The following is a 19,963-nucleotide window of genomic DNA, read 5'->3' as shown; positions in this document are numbered from 1 at the left end:
GGTCTTAAACCCTATTCGCTGAAGTATAAATATGCTTCTTCATTTCTTCTTCGCTTCAATCCTTTATAGACTTTACCACCGCTTTTGTTCCATTTTTGGAACTCTTCTAATATTGATGGTTCACAAGGGTCTTTGTTTACCTTTTTCAATAATGTTGAAGATTTTAATGCACCCCAACCGCAATTGTAGGTGAATGAAACAAGTGCATCAAATTGTGATTGATTGATTTTTGATGTGACGTATTTGTTGACTTCATCTTCATAACGCTTTAGTATAAGTAAGAACATTTCATCACCTTGTTTACGTGTGATTGAATCACCTAGTCTTACATTTGTATTGTCTTGATAATAGGTATTACCCCACCCAATAGTGGGAATACCTTTAACATCTAAATATGCATTGTTTCTGAACCCTTCATATTTTTGAATTAGTTCGATTCCTTTTGTTCCTATTCTCATTCATAAGTTTTCTAATTTTCGTTATTGTTAATATTTTTCTAATTTTAAAACACTATTTACTTCTTCAAAAATCATAATTAAGAGTTTAAAATCCATCCTACCATAGCCTGAGCATACACGGGTAATTGTGATGGGAAAAAATGTACTTTATCATCATCTGGAAAATCAAAAAATTGGTTTTGAAAAGCATATACTGGTATAGGCTCCACATCTGAAAATCCTAACTCTTCTATTTTATTAATTTGAGTCTGAATCGAGTCAAATGTTTCGTTTTGCAGTTCATATCCGAAAGCTTTTATCGTTCCAACAACAACACCAATCTTTAAGCTAGGAATAGCTTCTTTCATTTGACTTACCATCACAGTTAAGCCTAATTCAATTTCACTTCCTGCATTTTCTCCGTGAATTAAATCATTTGAACCTAAAGCGATTGAAGCGTGAGTAATATTAGGATATGTTAATAAGTAGTTTGCATAATCAAAAATATAAAAGTCTTGATTTTTGTCTACTACATTTGTATAACTTGTCTCATTCGCACTACCTGTATTTGTAAAACACCAATCACCTTTATTAGCTTTATCTGTGGCATTAGCCAACTTAAGAAAAGGGTTGTTTGCAACTGAACCACCGTAATGGTGAGTTCTGTCTTTCCCGATAAAATTTCCAAAAGTCCAACCTTCACGACCCTCTCCTAACGTGTCATAGTAGTTGTTTTGACTTCCTACATTAACAACATTTATTGTTGAACCTAGATTGTTTAAAAAAACATCTATAGCATTACCTACACCTCTATTTGTTAACGAATCACCTAGATTGTTATAACGAATAGTTTGACCGTCTTTAGAATTAACATCTGCAATTGAAATTTCTATGTCTCTTATAGAAAAATTATCACCTGTGCTTAAATCTTTGTAATGTATTCCGATTGTTTCGCTAATCTCATTACTATTAAGGCTAACATCATCAAACCCACTGTAATGTCTTTGAACTTTAAAGCCGGTATTTGTACTCGAAGGAAGCGAGACTGTTATAAACTTCTTAAGTAAATTTTTTACATCTTTTATAATACTAGACTTGTAGAAAGTGTTTTTTTGCCCTGATATTAGATTTAATTTTTTAGGAAAAAATATACTATTTACTGAAGGTTCTGGATTTAATTCATTTAATCTTTTGGTATTTTCAACGGCTTTTTTATCTATTGCTGTAATTGGATTCAGAAGGTAAAAATTAATTCCCGTTGTCTGCGCTATCGCTTCTTCAGCGAAAAGATAGTCTATAGGAAATGCACCAGTATTCTGAATAGAATAAATAACTCTGTTATCAGGTGAGGTGTTTTGAAATGTCCTAATACTGTATAAATCTTGCGGTGAATAAATAATTATGTACACCCACTCATTTTTTTTAATCTTAAAAGACCTACTCCAAGTTATACTGATAGAATCTGGATGAACTTCTAATGAATCTAAATTTTGCTTATTATTATCTGTTTGGCTTTCTACAAAAACCATAGAATCTAAATAAATCATATCTCTAGGGTCATTAGTTTTAATAGCAGATTTAAATATTTTTGCTTCTACAGTATATTCATTTAAATTTTCAAATTGAAAACCTACAACTGTGTTATTAAATTCGAAGTCTTTTAAAGCTTGAGTATATTGACCTGAAGAATGTACATCAAAATTTGTAAAAAACCCCGTGCCTTGAACATTTGAATTAACTTCTCGCTCATACCCTTCAGCGGATTGAGAGGTATTAATTAAATCTTTGGCTGCACTAGACGTATTGTATAAATTTAACCCCGTTGTGCCAAATCTATCGTCACCGGCAAATTCAAAACTTGTAGGGAAATTTGTGAAATCACCAGAAATTAAAAATCGTGTCTCTAAACTTACAGCATCTATTTTTCTAGAGGCTACAACTGTCGAACTTGACCACAATGTTACATAAATAACACTTCCAGCCTTTAGCGATATTAAATCTGGTAATTGAATAGATATCTTTGTGCTAGGGAATGCTGCGTTTGGTTTTGAATCTTGATTATAATCTTCAGAAAACAATTCAGTCCATTTAGATAAATCTTCTGTTAAGGTTTCAGATGAATGAACTTTTATTGTATAGTTATAATTTTCAGGCATTTCAACCAAATACAAACAAGCCTCAATCTTATTAAATACAGCTCCTTTTAATAACGTTCTATGATGGGTAACACTAGAAACAGTGGCGAAGTGAAAAGCATCTGTTCCAAAAATATCGACTTCTGGCACAGGGGTGTATGAAATGGTTTGTTGCGCTTTATCTGTCACATTTAAATTAGTATAATCCGCAACCGCTTTTCCTGTTGCAACTTTATTTGTATCGGTAGGGTCTAATGTTAAGGCTTTGTCTTGGTCGGTTAAATACCCACTTAAATCAATCGGATAAGTAACCCCTTCAAATGTTACCCCCGTCTTAATAATAACGGTCAATCCTCCATTTAAATCAATTATCAAACCACCGGCATTTGTATATGTACCTGATTCTGTTGGATAATAAATACCATCTTCTGTTGGTATATCACTTATTAATAAAGTACCCTTAAAACCGCTTGAAATACTATTTATTTGTGTTTGAAAATCTGCTAATTCAGTATTCACATCTTCAGCAAAAGCATCTAATACATCATCATCAACTTTAAACTCAAATGTTAATGGTACCAATGCACCAATAAGTGCAACTACATCATCTTTTACTTCACCATCAATTGTTACTTCATCATATTTTACTGAAGAAATTATTACTTGTCTGGTGTCGTAAACGTTAACCAAACTAATTGAATCACTACCAACTTTTATTGGTATATATACCTTTGGTGTTGTAATTCCGTTTAATTGAAAACTCTTTTCATTTAGTGTGTTTATTAAAATCATTCATACTTTTTTTTTACTTTTTCTGATTTCTAAATCAGATTATTTAACATCAAGTAAGTAGGTTAATTTTTCCCTAGCTTCTTCCACTTGATTGATTGCATACGCTGCACTTTTATTATCTTGTGTTAGATAATTTGTAAAGGATAGTGTTAAAAAATATGTTCCTTTTGAACCGGCTTTGATGTAAGTACCTATCAAAGATTTTGTACCTAGGAAATCCATATTCTTTTTGGTATCACCATTATAAATTGAAGGATAATTTCTTACATCTTCAATGAAAATTGCATCACCATTTTCTTCTAACATCATTAAGAAATATTTACCGTAACCTTTGGTTAATCCCCAATTATCATATTTCTTTTTAATGTTTACTTCACGAATAAATTCATTGGTGTAGATTACCGTTATCATTGATTCAGATGATGTTAACATTGTTGCACCACCATTATGAACTGATACAATTGATATTGAAGATGCACCGCCTATTCTCATACCCATATCAGTTAACAAATTTTCAATTTGGGCGTTTTTGTAAAGAAATTTTTCATTCTCTAGTTTTGCTTTTTCCTTTTTAATAGAATCCAACATTTTTTGTGCTGAATCATTTATTTTTAATTCTTCTAGTCTTATTTTTTCCCTTCTATCTAAACGTTTTTCATCCCAATCAACAATGATTGGTGTGAAGAAATAAAGGAAAATAAAAACTGCTGCAATCAAACCTATATAATAGGCTTGTTTACGTGTTATCTTGTTGATTAATGCTGTTACTGAATCTCCATAACTCATTGTATTATTTGGGGTTGTTTGCTCTTTAAATGGTCTTATTTGACCTTTATTTTATAATGGAATATCTCACACTTCCGGTATTGATATCTGGATTGTTGCCTGTTTGATATCTGGTAAAAATTGAACTGTTACTTTTTAAGTATTTATCAATCATTTTGAACTTGATATCTGCATCAACTTGTGTTTGTTTTGCTATATCTTTTAACAGGTTTCTATCCACCGGCTGTGAATCCTGACCATATTTTTGTGTGGCACCAAATGGTGTGAAATTGGTGTTGATGCTGTACATATAACGGTTATATGTATAATCAGCTAACAAACTCTTTATTCCTGCTTGACTAAAGCTTTGATTGTTTACTGAAAAAGTTGAACCAGATAGCAAATCTTGATATTGAATTGAATCTTTGTTTTCAACCAAATCAAAAAAGAAATCATTCAACACGTCAAATAAATCTGTTGATTGAGCCTGTTTAATACATTCGTTTATTTTAGCTTCATCTAGTTTTTTGCCTATATCTCTGAAGCTTGCAAATTCTTGTACTGTTATTAATTGATTATTCATTTATCATTTCTGTTTTAGCTTCTGTTATTTGTTCTTCAAATGGATTGATGATTTTCAATTCACCTGCAATTGGTTGATGAAAATTTGATAGTAACTTTTGAAATACTTCTTCTATCATATCACGTTCTTCTTCTCTGCTTTCAAATAGCTGTTTTTGCGCTTCTTTAAGCATTTCACCTGAATTACCAAACAAACCATCATTACTTGAATCAACCAACACAACAGGTACCCCAAATGATTTACAGATGTTCTTTTCAGCTATTACATCACTATATTGAAATAGTTTATCATCATACTTACTTGTTAGGTCGTCCAACTTCATTTGTTTTTCTAAATCATCAGTCATATTTGCACTTTCTAATAATAAAATATTACCAGAATTTTCAGCACCTTGCAAATCTTTAAGGTTGTATCTAAATTGGTTTCGGTCTTCATCGGTTGCAAACCCTTGAACGCTCATTATCTTTGTGTTTTGGAAACCTTTTTCAGCACCATTTGACCTAAAAATTTGACTATTATTTTCTGTTAATGGTTCACGTATAACACAATTCAAATCTGTTAAAGAATAAATTGAATTACTATCTTTTTGAAGGTGTATTATTTGACCTTTATATTTTTTTATTCCACCGGCTTTTGCAATTTGTGATTCTATTACTTCTTTAAGTGGGTTGTATTTGTTAAAAAATCTGAATTTTTTTTCATCTACCCTACCATCTTCTTTGTGCCAATTATCGTAAAGTATATATTTTCCTGAATAACCTAAATCATCTTGTTTACCTATTCTTACTTGTGTTGCCGGTATTACCTTAATTGAAGTAACTTCAAATAAAAGGTTATACCCTACGTGAATGAATAAGTTGCTGTGTTTTGCATACTCTCTTGAAGCTATTCTTAAAAGTTCATTAAGTGATTGACCATCTTTGTTAACTATTGTTTTACCTATAGCACCAAATGATTTACCATAAATAGCTTTGGCAACCTTATCTACACATACTTTTGAAGTAACACTAATGTTAATTAATGATTCAACCAATTGTGGGAATGAATTGTCTAAACCCCAATTATATACATCAGTTCTTTTATCAAGTTTTACACTTAGAATAGTATTTTTTACATCATTATATAATTTCATTTAAGGTTAATATTTGTCTTACAAAATCTTGTTTAGATGTTGCTTTTATTTCTGGGTATGCTTCACGTAAATCACCCATTTTTGTATTCAATAGTTGTGATTTTTTCTTACAGTCTGTACACCCTTTTTTAGTATCAGAAGATTTTGGTTTATCTGTTTGAAGATTTTCAGTAACATCAATTTTTGGTTCCTCAATACCAACCAATTTAAACCAATTTTCTGGGTATTCTGAAAACAGATGTATTCTATCTGGGTTAACCTTCAAAAATTTTACTGCTAAATCATCAGTCATTATTGCATTTGATATTGTTTGTGAACTACCTTTTTCAACTTTGTAAATCACAAAAGGTTTGGTTAATCTGAATTGTGTCATTTTGATTCTTTTTATACAGAAAATGGTGGGTTAAGTATTACCCCTTCCCACCTAAAATTTTCTTTATTTATTGTTGTTTGTTGCTTCTTAAACTGATGCAAATAATGCATCAAATGAAGCTTTAGAAGTTGAATAATCAGTTTCTGAAAATACCATAAAAGGGTATTGTTCAACTGCACCTTCTTCAGTACTTAAAGTGAAAACAAGTGAACCACTATTTTCATTTGTGTTGTGTGTCATTTCAGACAATCTTAATCCATTTTCAAAACCGTAAATTTTGATTTCATCTGCACCGTCTATACCACTGTATTTTGTTCTTACAACCATCACAAATAAACCGTTTTTAAGTTCGTTTGCACGTTCTGAACTAGCTGCTGAAGTAGTTGATATTCTTGAAGCAAAAGATGCCGTAAAACCATCTATATCTTCACTATTTGGTGCATATACCGCACCGGCACTACCTAAGTCCTTAAACCATTCTAATTTATATCCTGAAGCACCTGAAACCAATTCAAGTGAACTTACTGTTGCACCAGAAGAAGTTGTTGAACTAAAGTCAATATCATCGTAATTTACAATTACGGCACTTGAACCTTTTAAACCTCTTTTTGGTAGGTCATCACAACTAGATAGGATATCTGATGTTAATTTATCATTACAAGCCATTTTAATTTATATTTTTTTGATATAGGGTGATTTAAAACACCACCCTATTTATTTTATTTTATTTACTATCAGTTAATTATTAAGCTGATAATGTGAATTCTACAATTTCTTCTGGGAATGCAACTTGTGTTGCTTTCTTGAAGTTTGCGTGATATTTCACAACAAATTCTTCTTCAGAATATCTGATTGAGAATTGCTCTTCATCATTTTCTAGGTCGGTACCAATCACCATATTTTCAGCACTTGCCATAATCATTCTTGAAGTTCCGTTTAGACCAGAAGTAGCAAATAATTTTACGTTTGTTCCTGGCACTTCAAATTCAAAAGTACCTGCAATTTTTTCGTAATTTCTTAAATCTAAATCTTTGTGTTTTCTAACGTATAATCTTGCAACGTCATAACCAACAGCTAAACGTAAATCAGTTTTTTCTAATACATCAGAAGGTAATACTGAATACATACCATCAACCACATCAACAACGTTATCAATTGTAATTCCTGATACTGAATCAACGTTACCATCAACAGCTTGACCAGATGCATCGATAATTTTTAAGAAACCATCAAACTTGTTTAAGTTAGCATTAGCACTAGCTTTATCACCTTGCCAGATTGCTTTTTCAGAATTTTTATTGATAGCATCTAATTTAGTATCAACATAGAATTGTTCAAAAGGAATTGAATTTTCGTAAGAGCCTGCACTAACCAATTGAGACATCCAAATCTTGTTAATATCCTTTGGGTTAATTGCTTCTTGTACCTTAATATCACCCGGAGTTAAAATCCTTTGTGATAAAGTAGTTGTACCGTTAGGTGTCCATCCTGCAACAGAACCATCTTGAAAGTTTGCATCAGTTGAAATGATGTTTATTGCTGTTGGTGCCTTAACACCTGTTTGTACTGTTAAGTTTCTTGCAGTTGTTTCACCTGCTGACATTCTTGCCTTTAATTCACCAGAATTTTCATTTACATAACCAGTAATTGTACTTATATCTAAAGCCATAGTATTTTGTTTTTGTTTTGTTTATTATTATTTTCTTGAGTTGATTAACCCTAAAATATTTGCAGGTAAATCAGATTTTAATTTTGTGTTATTATTCAAATTCATTGCGTTAACAGTAGCTTCTTCACTACCTATTTGTTTTTTTAATGCAATGATTTCGTTGTTTTGATTCTCAATCATTTCTGATTGGGTTTTGGTTGAATCCTTTAATTCTGCAAACATTTTTAAGATTGCTTTAAAGTCAATTTCATCTTCAACTTCATCTTCATTTTCTGAAGCTTCTGCAACAGCATCTTCTGTTACTACTTCTTCTTCAACAGTATCTTCTTCAGTTACCGCTTCTTTGATTTCGATTAATTCACCGGCTATAAATACCCATACTGAACCATCTGTTGATATTCTTTCACCTTCAATTGGTTTACCGTCTGCATCAACCGCTTTAGAACCTTCCATTTCATCAGTTTTAACAACGGGTAATTCATCTGTTTCTAAATCTGGAAAATTGATGATATCACCATTTGCATCAGCAACTTCAAGTGCATTGATTTCAATTTTATCGCTGAAGAATTCGTTTAATACTTTTATAAATTTTTGTGATTTTGTCATATTGTTTTCTTCTTCTTTTTCTTTGTTATTGTATAGTGCAACCGCTTTTAGTTGTTGCTTTATTCCTGTACTAAAACCTAAATTCATTGCTTCAGAACCATCTAAAAAGGTTTCATTTTGAAGTAATTTTTTGATTGAAGCTTTATCTATATCAGTATAAATTGAATAGAAATCAACGAAATCATTTTCAATCGCTCTAAGTTCTTTTGCAACACCTTCTAAAGCATCAGCACCACCAGAAAAACCATCAACCCACGGAAAGTGAATCATCATATCACCATTTTCTGCAATTAACCTTTCATCACCTGCCATAAAAATTGAAGCTGCAATACTGTAAGCTTTTGTTGCTACTGTTGTGATTGGTAATTGAAGATTTCTTAGATAATTGTAAATACTCATTCCGGTATCAACACAACCACCAACTGAATCAATCACTACGGTAACTGCTGTTGGTTTCTTAAAAGATTTGAATTGCCTGATTACGTCTAATAAGACCGTATCTTGACCAATTACACCATTAATATATATTGTTGCTTCCATTACTATTATATGCGTAAAAACACCCCTAAAACACGAAAAAAAGACAACTAACGGTCTTATATATGAACAACTAGAACAAGGCATAAAAAAAACCATCCTGTTAAGATGGTTTGATTATATTTTATGTGATTTGTTTTAAAATTTGGTGGTGATTGTGGCACCTGATGATGGTAAAAAGAAACAAGCTTTATCAATGTACCCATTATAACCATTTGAAGAACTACTTACAGGACAACTAATCCACCAAGGCTTGTTAACTTCTACTTGTGATAGGTCAAACAGAAATTCAACATCTGGGTAACGTACAAGATAAAAAGGTTGTATCTGAAGATTTATATTTTTCATTTTTCTGCTCTGGCATTCTTTGAATAAAGCATTGTACTTATCAAGTTCTATCAGTACACCAGAATCACCGAAATCATAATAATTTTTTTGTCGTGTCTTAACTTCAACCAGACCGGTCTTTTTTATTGGTGAAGAAGTGTTACCACTTAAAAATTCAAAATCATATCTACTGTATGATTCATTAAGAATTTCGGTTAATTGAATCTGGGGTTGATTACTGAAGAACTCATTAATTGTAAATGATTCTAAGTTGATGTGTTGTGCAAATGTTTTTTCTGGTTGTGGTTCCTTTTGATTGTTCATAATATGTTCTTTTGTAGTTTGTTTATTACTATATTTATAAATAGTCTTAAAATGATATAAAGTCCAATTATTTATAAAAAAATGAATAAAAAACAATTCTTAGAAAAATTCACCTGCGAGTTTAAAATGAATAAAAAAAATGGGCTTTATCTGTCTAAAATAGATGTCTATAACATTGAATATAATAGTTTAGTTCATACAACCATTATGCACGTAGAAAGTACTATAAACAATACCCAATTTTTAGAAATGGAGGATGATGGTTTCATATTTAGAAAAAGAGAACATTTGAAAAATGTTGTTGAACATTATAAGATATCTGATTTTAACCCGCAAAATGCTGATAAATCTGAAATAGAGAGTTTCTTTATGTAGATGATTCATTCATTTTTATGATAATCCTACTGATAGTCTTTGTACTGCAATTAAATTCTTCTGCCAATATTTTATACCTGTGCTTTTTAAGACCTTGTAGCTGATAAAAACGTTCGTAGATATTGAGTTGTTGAATGATGTTTACATCTACTGTTATTTCGTTTCTTATAAGCTTTACAATCACCGCTAATGTTGGTGGTGTTATAATCATTTCGTATTTCGTCATATTATTTAAGGTTTATAATTTTTCTGATGGTCTGGCTTGACCTTATTAAATGTTTGGATTGATAATCATTCAGGATTTCTTTTACACTTAACCCTTCAAAATAATACAGGTTGATTATCAGTTTTTCTACTTCTGTTTTCCCCTGAAGAAGATTTTCAATTACATCTGCACCTTCTATTTCTGATTGAAGATTTTCACCTGAATCAATAGATTCTGATAATCGTTCTTGTTCACCATCACCATCATCATCAACAAAAAAATCATCAAGTGATTGATGATTGAGTTTAGTATCATTTATAAATTTTACACAAGAAAAATATAAATGTTTGTATGTGTAGGTTTGAAGATTTGCTTTCTCTGGGTCGTAATTTGGTAAGATTTGATGTAGTGTTATGTAACACTCATTAAATAAATCACTTCTATACTTTTTCGTGAATTTTCCGGTAATCTTTTTGATTAATATTTCTTTTTCGTTTTCATTTATCACTTGTCATATCGCAACATTTATTGGTTACTTATATATAAATAGTAAAGAAATCAGAAAAAGTCAATTATTATGAAAAATAAGTTGAAGATGATTAATTTAAAGAATTCTAAAAGGGTCAATCTGGCACTTTTACAATTGAAATTGAAGAATTTCTAAAAGTCTCAATTTGGCACTTTTAAAACTTGTTAAGTACGCACGGTGTGCACATTTGAAATTACATAATTCTAAAAGTCTCAATTTGGTACTTTTTAATATAGGTAAGGGTTTAGAAGATAAATTGATGATGATTTTAACGTTTAAGTATGCACGGTATGCACATTCAAAATTAGAAATAGTTTCAAATTGAGACTTTTTAAATAAAAATAGTTGAAGATTGAATGATATATCTTTAAAAGTACCAAATTGAGACTTTTTAACTAACTATATTATATCTAATTAAATTATATATAAATAAATAATAATATAATATATAAATATATTATATATAATTAATTATAGTATATATAAATAATATATATATTAATAATAAAAGTATTAATAGAAGAATCGTTTTGTAATTGAATATTTCTTTATTTATAAAAAACTATACTTCAATTTAAATCTATTTTCAATTTGAATTAATTTATATAAAATAAAATATACTTCAATTTAAATATTTTAAGATTCTTCTTTAATTAAAAATTATACTTCAACTAAAATCTATCTTCAACCGTACCGGCATAATTAGCATGCTAATGATTTCGCTTGCGTTATAACTGTAAACAGGTTTAAATAAAACATACTTCAATTAAAACCTTTTTTCCCATTCTTCAATAATTCAATCTAAAAAGAATAACACCTTCACCCGATACCGGCACCATTCCCCCCATTGCGCTCACCCCCCAAATACAAGGGTTAATGGTTATATACTCAATATTCTGAAGATATTTCAATTGAAATAGTACCCTGTAATCAAAATGAAGCCATTTTAAGGTACTTTTTAGACAGTTTCAAAGATTTTCTATATATGATATCATCTTATATCAAAATAATGCGTTAAAACGCTTTAAAATGATTTTAGATGTAATCTAAGAAAATTGGATTGAAATGTAAGTAGAAAAACGCAATATACCAAAAATTATTAAACATAATCCACAATCCATTAGGAAATGTGAAAAATATTTAGTAATATTGCACAACATAACAATTACATTGCAAATGTACAACACGTTATTTTATCTGAATTAAAATAAATGTTAATGTTATGTTAAATAGTAAAGAATGGGAAAAACCTAACTATTTATATATGTAACCCACCAATAAACAATGGTTTACGAGTTTTTACAAATTTTACTGAAAAATCATAAATAGTGACATATTTATAAGGGGTTGAAGTCGGGGTAGCTACCGACTTCTCCTGTTACCCCTTCAAACAAAAAACAGAATTATAATAACAGGATAAAAAAAATATTATGAAAACAGAAATAGAAAACTTTATAAAACTTGATTACTCATTACTACACAATCAAGATATCAACTTAACAGAAGCTGTTATATACAGTTACATAAAAGGATATGAAGCAAACAACCTTGTTTGTTTTGAAACCCAATCAGAAATAGCTGAAAAATTAAATATACCAATCAGCACATTCAAAAGAAGCATCAATAAACTAACCAAACTGAATTATATATCAATTGGTAAGTTCAAAGAAATGGGTGTTACCAAAAATCAATTCAAAAACCGTAAAGCAATTACAACTTCAAATAGAATTGAAGCAAATGAACCTGCAATCAATCAAAAATCAAATGTAACTGCTAATGCAAAAACCGTTGCAATGCAAATGGAACCGGTACCGGCAATACAACAAACCCAACCAAAACCAGAACAGAAGAAAATAGAAATAGAAGTTAAACCATTAATAAAAGAAGAAGAAATGAAAGAAAAAGTACAATCAGTTAAAAAAGTTGCCAATGCAACCAAACCAAAAACAGTTGAAGATATCATTCCTGTTGAATTTAGAAATTTTGAATACTCAACAGAACCATTACCATTTGATGATGATTATGATAATGCAACCACTTCCCTATCTGGTGATACCAACCAAATTGAATACAACACCATTGATGATAGTTTAAATAGGTTTTCAAACAAATGGTCAAATGATAACACAAATACTGAAGAAGCTGTTACAAGTGATGTAAATGATACTAAAGAAGCTTCAACAGAAACCAAACCAGAAAAATCTAAGAAAATTGATTACATCAAGCTTTGGCAAATTGAAAATGGATATGCAACAGCTTAACAGCTTAGAATCTTAATATGCGTTAGCATGTTAATGGTGCCGGTACGGTAACATAAAAATAAAAGTGTTAAAGTTTGAACATTCCAAAAAACCAAACTATTTATAATAAAGTAAAATAATAATCAGATGCACAAAAAAACTAAACGCATCGCAATTAAAAACAGGATATAAAAATGAGAAAATTCACACAAAAAGAAGAAGCTGCAATTCAAAAAAGAATAGAACAATGGGTAATATCAAGTGATGATAATTTACTTGAAATTTCAATGAACTATAAAAATGAAATTGAATGTTTAAGATTTTCAAATATCTTATTTGAAAAGGATGATATGGAAGAAATAACTGAACATCATACATTCAACGAGTTATTCAAAAAACTAGTTAAAAATATAATCCATCAAGAAACCATAAACGGTGAGAAAAACAATCTTACAGATGATGAAATAGATGAAATATATGTTGAAATTCTTTATTTAGAGGATGATGGTGATTATACAGTTTATCGAGAATTCATCCATCCATTTACAATTGAAAGAAACCCTGCATTAGTTCAACCAAATCAAAAACCGGTACCGGCACATTCGCATGGCGAAGCCACTTCAAACGGATTAGCAAAAACTATAATTGATTATCTAAACAATCAAAGTAAATCTAGTGAGCCAATTAATTATGATGATGTAGCTGTAACCTTTGGCTTATCATTTAATGAATTGGTTGAAACCCTAAACTTCAAATCAAAAGAAGAAAATGGTAAAACCTTCATTTATGATTTAAATGATAATTGTGTATCTGTTGTAACTGAAAATGGAACATACCATTATGATGCAATAACGGGTGATAGAATATTCAATTTTTCATTCGACTACTAACAAGAATTGATGGTAAAGATGATGGTTCCAGATTCAATTTGTGGAACCATCGCAAATACCACTAACCAAAAACCAAATTTTAATAACCAATAAAGAATAACAAAGTGAAATAAAAAATACTAATGAAAACAAATACCAATACAACCAGAACCACAACCACAACCAACAAAACCTTTACAAACGATATACCCAATGATATATTCAAAAGGATAAATGATAAGTTAAATGAACTTGAAGATGCATTCAGAAAAACTGATGAAGCAATTGATAAGCTTATAGTACTTGATTCAAACTAAAGAATACTAATAAGGGTTAACACAATATGCGTAGCATGTTAATGGTGCCGGTACGGTTACATTAAACAACATACAAAAACACATAAAAAACAACCCACAACACAAACAGCCTATGATTAAAAATGAACCTTTCAACCTATGTACACAAGAACTATATAAAACTATCCAAAGATGAAATAAAGGATATATACAACACCCAAGAATTAACCCCAACCACAATTGAAACCCTTGTTAAAAGTCAATTACCATTAGCTCTAAAATATGCAACTTCATTTGCAGCAAATTCAAATCAAAACCTTGATTACTGTTTTTCAATTGCCTTAGAAAATCTTCACCAATCAGTTTTAAAATATAACCCCAACAATAAGAAAAATGCATCATTAACTTCTTATGCAATTGTTGGTCTTAAAAATGCATTAACCCATTTTATCCAGTTCCCACACGATAACATTATTGGTAAAAAAAAATCTAATGAAAATTGGGGTGGTAAAACCAAAGTAAAATTCTTTTCAGAATATCAAACAGAAGATGGTAACTACCTTGATACAATCATTGAAGATGAATCAACAACCTATTCTGAAGATTATGATTTGCTGAAGGATTTAATAAAAAAAATCATACTTCAAGAATTTACCGGTGCTAGATATCCAACAGAAAAACAAACAAGATTATATAACATCACAATAGATTGGTTCAACTTGAATTGTCAAGATGATTTATCAATGAAGGATATAGGTAAGAGACACAATTTAAGCCGTCAAACAATCAATAGTATAGTAAAGATGGTAACTAATAAGTTAAAAGAAAATGAAGCCTTTAAACAAGCTCTAATTGATTGGTATTATGAATAGAACGAATAGAACTGATTAATCATTTTCTTTTTCAATCCTTCTACCCTTAATATATTCTTTTAATACCTCGACAATCGAATAAAATGGTAATACCTTAATAAATTTCATTATTACTTCATTAGCATATGAAGTACGCTTTTTGGGTATGTATAATTGCATAAAATAAAACACAATCACCAGTATTATTATTTCTTGATAAACTTTCATCCTACTAATATTTTTTATTACCCATCGAAGGTATTTTATTACCTATTTCTACCAAAGTACACGTTTTGCACTTGTGTTATTTTACATCAAACACAAACTAGAATACCTCCAGAACCACCAAATATATCAGTCTTGTAATGGTGGGTCACCTATCACTATATCAATTAATAAATTATTGATTTTCTGCTGCGTAACACTGATTACAACACAAACATAAAACAAGAATTTGATAATGATAGGTAATATTGGTAATGCAAATCTTTCTTTACAGTAACTTTGATTTTAATATATTTATTGGATGGATATTCTGTTTCAAATAGCCTTTATAATAAGCGCAGCCGTTGGTGTAATTGGGTGTATTATACTAATACAAGGTGAAGATGTGAAGGGTTCAGAAAAAGGATATTACTTAGCAATTCCAAGTGTTATTATATTGTTCATTATCCTGGCATTGAAGATTGGTTCATCTTATATTTAAAATCAACCGTACAACTATTCAACCTTACAACCGTACCGGCACCATTAACATGCTAATTCCTTCGCTTGCGTTCTGCCGTTCTGGTACTCCTGTATTCCTACCCTATCAAACACACATAAACATACGAGCATTAAAAAAGGGTTAACCAATTGAATGATTAACCCTTAAATGTGTAAGTATGAGTATAGTTGAAATTGATTTTACCAGAAGCATCTTCAACTACTATAAATGTAATGGATTATTTTGAAATATCATCAATACTGTTATAACTTTTGATACGTTCTTGAAATGCTTCACTAGTACGTTTTTCTTGTTCTTTTGATATAAGAAATCCTATGAAAGAATAACTAGCATTCAAACTTGCATTCAAATGATTAGGTAATGAAATTTCTTCTTCATTAACATCTTCACCCTTTTCAGCAGTCATTAATTCTAACTGTTGCCAAATAGATTCTATACGTAAATATTCTAATTCTTCATTTTCAAGAAGATTTAAAAATCTATTATAATCTTCAATAGCTTTTTTAGAATTACTTGATGTTGGTTTATCATCATCAAAATCTGAAAGGAACTTTTGTTTGTATTCATCCAAACGGGAATATCTATCATCTGAAATATCAAATAAATTTAAGTAATCGTTTAATGGGTTTGTTTTGAACATAATTATATAGGTTATATAGGTTAAATGGTTACTGAACTAATAAAAAAGGGTTAACCAATTGAATGATTAACCCCGTATCAAAAAAACAAGTTACTCTGATGCTCCCACCAGAACAACTGTTAAACAAACAAACTATTCAAGTATCATATTTATTAACTGTATTCAAAACAATAACAAACAAACATCAAGAATAATTAGAGGGGTAAATATAAAATAATTTTAATTACCTGTATATGGGTGATTGGTACCATTAACTTCATTATACCGTTCAATCCTACCTTTTAAATTACTTATCATTGATATATAATCCTTATCACTTATACCCAATGCTTTCATTTTAGGATATTCAATTTCTTCAATCAAATCATAAATGTTGAAATGATTATCACTGATATGTTCAATGTGTTCTGGTGATATGCAATCTTGATTCAACAACCATTGATGGTTTGAACCTGCATCAGCAACATCATCTTGTATTAGCTTAGATTTAAAACCTTCTGATGATATTGATAATAAACTATATTCACTTATACCCAATTGATTTACGGCAATGTTTTTAGCTTGTTTGATATGGTCAAATAAGTATATTTCACCATTAACTTTATTACACTTCAAACCATCTTTTAAAATAGATGATGTGTTATCAATACTTGTAATGTGATAGTATGTTTTAGTTTTCTTCATTGTTACCTACTAAAAATTTTATACAGAAACCAAATAAAAAATATTAATAAAATCCAAAAAAATGCCCTTAAACAACCTTTTGATTCTTTATCATTATTCTTCTGTGGAATATATACATCATTTATATTTTCTTCTTTTTTAGAATACAATCCATCAGTAACCAAATATGCTAAAAAAATAGTTAAAAACTGTAAAATCATAAGACCTGAAGTAAATACCATTACAACAGTAAATACAGAAAAGAATATTAAAGCACCATTTCTAATTTTTTTACCAAAAGCACCTAAAACGATTATAGCTAGAAAAATGCCTACTTGAAATACTAAAACTTCCATTATTCTATATTATAGATTTTTATAAATATCACTAATTTCTTCAGACCTTATACCTAAGTATTTTCTAGTGATTGCCGGTGATGTATGATTGAATATTTCTGATAAATACATTAATGCTTCATCACTTTTGTTATTGTTATTCCAAACCCTTCTACCAAAGGTTTTACGTAATGAATGTGAACTTGTATCTGAATTGAAATATTCCTTCAGTAACCTGTTTACGTGTTGTGGTGAATACACACTACCCTTTTGACTTCTAAATGCTTTAAATGAATCCTTATATTCTATTGAATCAAAATACTTCAATACAGCCTTAATATTATCATTGATGGTTAACGTTCGCTTCTTACCTGTTTTACCTTCTACAATATCAATTGAATCAGAACGCAAATCACCAAAGGTTAATTCAAGTAAATCTGATATTCTTAACCCTAGGTTGATACCTACAATTACCAATAAACCAAATGTTGGGTTATCACCTGAACGAATCAATTTAAGACCTTTTGCTGCTGTTTTATCGAAATCTAAGTATGTTGAAGCTGCCATTGTATATTGTTGTATAAATACCCCTGCAATTGCTTACAGGGGTTTGTTAGTTTAATATTTTCTAGTATTGGTAATCATCAATTCTTTCAATCTTATCATCTATTGTTCTAGTTAGCATATCACAATAAATATCTGTTTGTGATTCCTTCACCTTGTACCGGTTGTTTAGGTAATGGATTGAATATGTATCATTCCAAGCTAAAGTAATAAATACCCATCCTTTGTGGTGGTGTCCGTTTACCTTCAAAAGTAATCCTTCATTTTGATAATTAATTAATTTAGATACGCCCCAAGACCACATAATTGAGCCTGATGCCTTTAAAAGTTGATAGGTTTCTTGTGTGTTGAATTCTCTTTGAGTTAATTCTGATAATTTTTCCATTGTTAAATTCTTTAATGTGAGTGAGTAACTTGTTTTTGATGATACAAATATAATGTTCATTTATCATATTAAACAAATATAAACGAACATTTTAAAGAACTTTAACGTTTTGAGATGCTGTAAAGATTGATAATGTTCATTTAGTACATTAATGAACATTTATTTTTAGATGTATAACCACCAAAAGCCCTATTTTTAAGTTTTTAATTTTAATTATTAATAATAATGGAATACAAAATTTTATATGCAACCGACTATAATAGTCTTTCAAGATTGGTAAATGAAGAATTAAGAAAAGGTTGGAAACCGCAAGGTGGAGTTTCTGGTGACAAATATGGATTTTGCCAAGCGGTTGTTAAAAGCGATGGCAAATAAGCGTGTCAGGTTTGAAAAAATAGGTTTATATCGTGGGGGTGCTGGGGGTCTGGAATATGCGAGTTGCATATCTTGTTGAGAGATTATATTACAATAAAATATGAATACCTCTTTTCAACCGAACTAAAGTCAAATATTAAATGAAATCAGATGATTTAGAAGGTTACGTTATCAATGCAGTTATTGGGCAAACTGTAAGATACATTAGTGATAATATGCCAAAACCCAATAGAGAAAATCTTAGAAAAATTATTGATAAGGCTCATCAAATGTTGGGTTCTAAAATTGATAAAGAAGATGGTTCAGTATCACCTAAGATTTTAAGGGATATGGTTAATTATGGTAGTTTTTCTGAAGATGTTGTTAGTCAAGAATATTATGCTGGAGTATTAGCATTATCCAGATGCAAAGATGGTCGTGATGATAGGGGTATTTATTATTTAAATATCATAAACAGATTATCATCTTATCAGTTGAGACTTCACTATTTAATATTCATTAATTATAAAAATCATCGTTCAAGAGTTGACAAAATTCAATTAGAAATTGATAAGATTAAAAAAATAGATGGATATAGTGAATATGAGTTTTCAGTTGAGATAGATTCATTTTTACTTGATTTAGAATACATACGTAGTGAAATGAATTTTGCTGATGTTGATAATGATGTATTTTTGAAACATTCATTCGCAGGATTAATAAAAGAAGGATTATTTACAGATATATCTTTAGATTTTATTGATAAAAAAAATAATATATATCCAAATCACAAAAACCAAATACCTGATTTGGGGTTTGAACTTTTTAATTGGGGAACTGGTATTAAAGAGTTTGATTCAATTGCCTATTATGATAAAATTAGTGATTATAGTCATTTCTTTAACTTATATAATAAACCAATAAAATATACTTTAAAAGGAGTATTCTATATCCGAGAATACGAATTATACAATGAATTATTTCAAAAAATGCTTAGCGAAATAAATCCTAATGGTGATATACTAAAATTTAAAGACTATAATCCATATCATACAGGGTTTATGATGAAAGATATTGAGCTTACAGATAAAGAAACTGAAATAATTGATATTTATAAGGGATATTATAAAATTCTTCAAGAAGAAATTGATATAGAGAGTGAAAGAAGAATAAAATTTAAAGATAAATTAAATAAAAAATTAGAAAAAATTATCTCTAGCAATTAAATTGATTTGTTGGAATTATTCCAT

At 29.6% G+C, this 19,963-nt stretch carries 24 protein-coding genes; 7 read left to right on the top strand and 17 right to left on the bottom strand.

Annotation, left to right across the window (positions count from 1 at the left end; all coding sequences use genetic code 11):
* Positions 1–11: 11 nt before the first annotated feature.
* The 10 genes from ACIGAM_RS12330 to ACIGAM_RS12285 form a co-directional block, all read right to left on the bottom strand.
* Positions 12–458, bottom strand: a complete 447-nt coding sequence (locus ACIGAM_RS12330; protein WP_396511747.1) for a lysozyme — start codon at positions 456–458, stop codon at positions 12–14.
* 77 nt (positions 459–535) lie between these two features.
* Positions 536–3,364 (bottom strand): hypothetical protein, encoded by a 2,829-nt coding sequence (locus ACIGAM_RS12325; RefSeq protein ID WP_396511746.1) that lies wholly within the window; start codon positions 3,362–3,364, stop codon positions 536–538.
* A 39-nt stretch (positions 3,365–3,403) separates the two neighbouring features.
* Complete coding sequence (locus tag ACIGAM_RS12320) at positions 3,404–4,150, bottom strand: hypothetical protein (RefSeq protein ID WP_396511745.1); 747 nt, start codon at positions 4,148–4,150, stop codon at positions 3,404–3,406.
* A 46-nt stretch (positions 4,151–4,196) separates the two neighbouring features.
* On the bottom strand, positions 4,197–4,712 hold the full coding sequence (locus ACIGAM_RS12315) for a hypothetical protein (protein WP_396511744.1): 516 nt from the start codon (positions 4,710–4,712) through the stop codon (positions 4,197–4,199).
* On the bottom strand, positions 4,705–5,844 hold the full coding sequence (locus tag ACIGAM_RS12310; protein ID WP_396511743.1) for a hypothetical protein: 1,140 nt from the start codon (positions 5,842–5,844) through the stop codon (positions 4,705–4,707). The genes ACIGAM_RS12315 and ACIGAM_RS12310 overlap by 8 nt, the downstream gene beginning before the upstream one ends.
* Positions 5,831–6,217 (bottom strand): hypothetical protein, encoded by a 387-nt coding sequence (locus ACIGAM_RS12305; RefSeq protein WP_396511742.1) that lies wholly within the window; start codon positions 6,215–6,217, stop codon positions 5,831–5,833. The genes ACIGAM_RS12310 and ACIGAM_RS12305 overlap by 14 nt, the downstream gene beginning before the upstream one ends.
* A gap of 87 nt (positions 6,218–6,304) precedes the next feature.
* The gene (locus tag ACIGAM_RS12300) at positions 6,305–6,883 is read right to left on the bottom strand and encodes a hypothetical protein (protein ID WP_396511741.1); all 579 of its coding nucleotides are present in this window, start codon (positions 6,881–6,883) and stop codon (positions 6,305–6,307) included.
* A gap of 79 nt (positions 6,884–6,962) precedes the next feature.
* Positions 6,963–7,886 carry a hypothetical protein gene (locus ACIGAM_RS12295; protein WP_396511740.1) on the bottom strand — a complete coding sequence of 308 codons (924 nt, stop codon included), beginning with the start codon at positions 7,884–7,886 and terminating at the stop codon, positions 6,963–6,965.
* Between the two features lie 27 nt (positions 7,887–7,913).
* A complete protein-coding gene (locus tag ACIGAM_RS12290) occupies positions 7,914–9,032 on the bottom strand; it encodes a Clp protease ClpP (protein ID WP_396511739.1) in 1,119 nt (372 codons plus the stop codon).
* A gap of 135 nt (positions 9,033–9,167) precedes the next feature.
* Positions 9,168–9,680: a hypothetical protein gene (locus ACIGAM_RS12285; protein WP_396511738.1), complete on the bottom strand. Its 513-nt coding sequence runs from the start codon at positions 9,678–9,680 to the stop codon at positions 9,168–9,170.
* An 81-nt stretch (positions 9,681–9,761) separates the two neighbouring features.
* On the opposite strand from ACIGAM_RS12285, the gene ACIGAM_RS12280 reads away from it, so the two are divergent.
* The gene (locus ACIGAM_RS12280) at positions 9,762–10,055 is read left to right on the top strand and encodes a hypothetical protein (RefSeq protein WP_396511737.1); all 294 of its coding nucleotides are present in this window, start codon (positions 9,762–9,764) and stop codon (positions 10,053–10,055) included.
* On the opposite strand, the gene ACIGAM_RS12275 is transcribed toward ACIGAM_RS12280, so the two are convergent.
* Positions 10,048–10,281 (bottom strand): hypothetical protein, encoded by a 234-nt coding sequence (locus tag ACIGAM_RS12275; RefSeq protein WP_396511736.1) that lies wholly within the window; start codon positions 10,279–10,281, stop codon positions 10,048–10,050. The genes ACIGAM_RS12280 and ACIGAM_RS12275 overlap by 8 nt on opposite strands.
* 1 nt (position 10,282) lies before the next feature.
* Positions 10,283–10,768, bottom strand: a complete 486-nt coding sequence (locus ACIGAM_RS12270) for a sigma-70 family RNA polymerase sigma factor (protein WP_396511735.1) — start codon at positions 10,766–10,768, stop codon at positions 10,283–10,285.
* Between the two features lie 1,451 nt (positions 10,769–12,219).
* Here ACIGAM_RS12270 and ACIGAM_RS12265 point away from each other — a divergent pair.
* From ACIGAM_RS12265 to ACIGAM_RS12250, 4 genes are all read left to right on the top strand, one after another.
* Positions 12,220–13,050, top strand: a complete 831-nt coding sequence (locus tag ACIGAM_RS12265) for a winged helix-turn-helix transcriptional regulator (protein ID WP_396511734.1) — start codon at positions 12,220–12,222, stop codon at positions 13,048–13,050.
* A 173-nt stretch (positions 13,051–13,223) separates the two neighbouring features.
* The gene (locus tag ACIGAM_RS12260; protein WP_396511733.1) at positions 13,224–13,919 is read left to right on the top strand and encodes a hypothetical protein; all 696 of its coding nucleotides are present in this window, start codon (positions 13,224–13,226) and stop codon (positions 13,917–13,919) included.
* 122 nt (positions 13,920–14,041) lie between these two features.
* On the top strand, positions 14,042–14,215 hold the full coding sequence (locus tag ACIGAM_RS12255) for a hypothetical protein (protein WP_396511732.1): 174 nt from the start codon (positions 14,042–14,044) through the stop codon (positions 14,213–14,215).
* Positions 14,216–14,337: 122 nt separating this feature from the next.
* Positions 14,338–15,066 (top strand): hypothetical protein, encoded by a 729-nt coding sequence (locus ACIGAM_RS12250; protein ID WP_396511731.1) that lies wholly within the window; start codon positions 14,338–14,340, stop codon positions 15,064–15,066.
* A gap of 923 nt (positions 15,067–15,989) precedes the next feature.
* On the opposite strand, the gene ACIGAM_RS12245 is transcribed toward ACIGAM_RS12250, so the two are convergent.
* The 5 genes from ACIGAM_RS12245 to ACIGAM_RS12225 form a co-directional block, all read right to left on the bottom strand.
* The gene (locus ACIGAM_RS12245) at positions 15,990–16,412 is read right to left on the bottom strand and encodes a hypothetical protein (RefSeq protein WP_396511730.1); all 423 of its coding nucleotides are present in this window, start codon (positions 16,410–16,412) and stop codon (positions 15,990–15,992) included.
* 219 nt (positions 16,413–16,631) lie between these two features.
* A complete protein-coding gene (locus tag ACIGAM_RS12240) occupies positions 16,632–17,096 on the bottom strand; it encodes a hypothetical protein (RefSeq protein ID WP_396511729.1) in 465 nt (154 codons plus the stop codon).
* 2 nt (positions 17,097–17,098) lie between these two features.
* Complete coding sequence (locus ACIGAM_RS12235; RefSeq protein ID WP_396511728.1) at positions 17,099–17,431, bottom strand: hypothetical protein; 333 nt, start codon at positions 17,429–17,431, stop codon at positions 17,099–17,101.
* A 9-nt stretch (positions 17,432–17,440) separates the two neighbouring features.
* Complete coding sequence (locus tag ACIGAM_RS12230) at positions 17,441–17,977, bottom strand: tyrosine-type recombinase/integrase (RefSeq protein ID WP_396511727.1); 537 nt, start codon at positions 17,975–17,977, stop codon at positions 17,441–17,443.
* A 61-nt stretch (positions 17,978–18,038) separates the two neighbouring features.
* Positions 18,039–18,359, bottom strand: a complete 321-nt coding sequence (locus ACIGAM_RS12225) for a hypothetical protein (protein ID WP_396511726.1) — start codon at positions 18,357–18,359, stop codon at positions 18,039–18,041.
* A gap of 225 nt (positions 18,360–18,584) precedes the next feature.
* On the opposite strand from ACIGAM_RS12225, the gene ACIGAM_RS12220 reads away from it, so the two are divergent.
* Entirely contained in the window at positions 18,585–18,734 is a 150-nt protein-coding gene (locus tag ACIGAM_RS12220; RefSeq protein ID WP_396511725.1) for a hypothetical protein, read from the top strand.
* 140 nt (positions 18,735–18,874) lie between these two features.
* Complete coding sequence (locus ACIGAM_RS12215; RefSeq protein WP_396511724.1) at positions 18,875–19,939, top strand: hypothetical protein; 1,065 nt, start codon at positions 18,875–18,877, stop codon at positions 19,937–19,939.
* The last annotated feature ends 24 nt before the right edge of the window (positions 19,940–19,963 follow it).

The organism is Leeuwenhoekiella sp. NPDC079379, from assembly GCF_044542075.1.
Lineage (GTDB): Bacteria > Bacteroidota > Bacteroidia > Flavobacteriales > Flavobacteriaceae > Leeuwenhoekiella.
Note: the sequence above shows the minus strand (reverse complement) of the source record. Positions and strands in the feature narration are given on the sequence as shown.

Excerpts from the sequence above, each read along its gene's own strand:
- ACIGAM_RS12330 (WP_396511747.1), bottom strand. The coding sequence starts at position 458 with ATGAGAATAGGAACAAAAGGAATCGAACTAATTCAAAAATATGAAGGG.
- ACIGAM_RS12325 (WP_396511746.1), bottom strand. The coding sequence starts at position 3,364 with ATGATTTTAATAAACACACTAAATGAAAAGAGTTTTCAATTAAACGGA.
- ACIGAM_RS12320 (WP_396511745.1), bottom strand. The coding sequence starts at position 4,150 with ATGAGTTATGGAGATTCAGTAACAGCATTAATCAACAAGATAACACGT.
- ACIGAM_RS12315 (WP_396511744.1), bottom strand. The coding sequence starts at position 4,712 with ATGAATAATCAATTAATAACAGTACAAGAATTTGCAAGCTTCAGAGAT.
- ACIGAM_RS12310 (WP_396511743.1), bottom strand. The coding sequence starts at position 5,844 with ATGAAATTATATAATGATGTAAAAAATACTATTCTAAGTGTAAAACTT.
- ACIGAM_RS12305 (WP_396511742.1), bottom strand. The coding sequence starts at position 6,217 with ATGACACAATTCAGATTAACCAAACCTTTTGTGATTTACAAAGTTGAA.
- ACIGAM_RS12300 (WP_396511741.1), bottom strand. The coding sequence starts at position 6,883 with ATGGCTTGTAATGATAAATTAACATCAGATATCCTATCTAGTTGTGAT.
- ACIGAM_RS12295 (WP_396511740.1), bottom strand. The coding sequence starts at position 7,886 with ATGGCTTTAGATATAAGTACAATTACTGGTTATGTAAATGAAAATTCT.
- ACIGAM_RS12290 (WP_396511739.1), bottom strand. The coding sequence starts at position 9,032 with ATGGAAGCAACAATATATATTAATGGTGTAATTGGTCAAGATACGGTC.
- ACIGAM_RS12285 (WP_396511738.1), bottom strand. The coding sequence starts at position 9,680 with ATGAACAATCAAAAGGAACCACAACCAGAAAAAACATTTGCACAACAC.
- ACIGAM_RS12280 (WP_396511737.1), top strand. The coding sequence starts at position 9,762 with ATGAATAAAAAACAATTCTTAGAAAAATTCACCTGCGAGTTTAAAATG.
- ACIGAM_RS12275 (WP_396511736.1), bottom strand. The coding sequence starts at position 10,281 with ATGACGAAATACGAAATGATTATAACACCACCAACATTAGCGGTGATT.
- ACIGAM_RS12265 (WP_396511734.1), top strand. The coding sequence starts at position 12,220 with ATGAAAACAGAAATAGAAAACTTTATAAAACTTGATTACTCATTACTA.
- ACIGAM_RS12260 (WP_396511733.1), top strand. The coding sequence starts at position 13,224 with ATGAGAAAATTCACACAAAAAGAAGAAGCTGCAATTCAAAAAAGAATA.
- ACIGAM_RS12255 (WP_396511732.1), top strand. The coding sequence starts at position 14,042 with ATGAAAACAAATACCAATACAACCAGAACCACAACCACAACCAACAAA.
- ACIGAM_RS12250 (WP_396511731.1), top strand. The coding sequence starts at position 14,338 with ATGAACCTTTCAACCTATGTACACAAGAACTATATAAAACTATCCAAA.
- ACIGAM_RS12245 (WP_396511730.1), bottom strand. The coding sequence starts at position 16,412 with ATGTTCAAAACAAACCCATTAAACGATTACTTAAATTTATTTGATATT.
- ACIGAM_RS12240 (WP_396511729.1), bottom strand. The coding sequence starts at position 17,096 with ATGAAGAAAACTAAAACATACTATCACATTACAAGTATTGATAACACA.
- ACIGAM_RS12235 (WP_396511728.1), bottom strand. The coding sequence starts at position 17,431 with ATGGAAGTTTTAGTATTTCAAGTAGGCATTTTTCTAGCTATAATCGTT.
- ACIGAM_RS12230 (WP_396511727.1), bottom strand. The coding sequence starts at position 17,977 with ATGGCAGCTTCAACATACTTAGATTTCGATAAAACAGCAGCAAAAGGT.
- ACIGAM_RS12225 (WP_396511726.1), bottom strand. The coding sequence starts at position 18,359 with ATGGAAAAATTATCAGAATTAACTCAAAGAGAATTCAACACACAAGAA.
- ACIGAM_RS12220 (WP_396511725.1), top strand. The coding sequence starts at position 18,585 with ATGGAATACAAAATTTTATATGCAACCGACTATAATAGTCTTTCAAGA.
- ACIGAM_RS12215 (WP_396511724.1), top strand. The coding sequence starts at position 18,875 with ATGAAATCAGATGATTTAGAAGGTTACGTTATCAATGCAGTTATTGGG.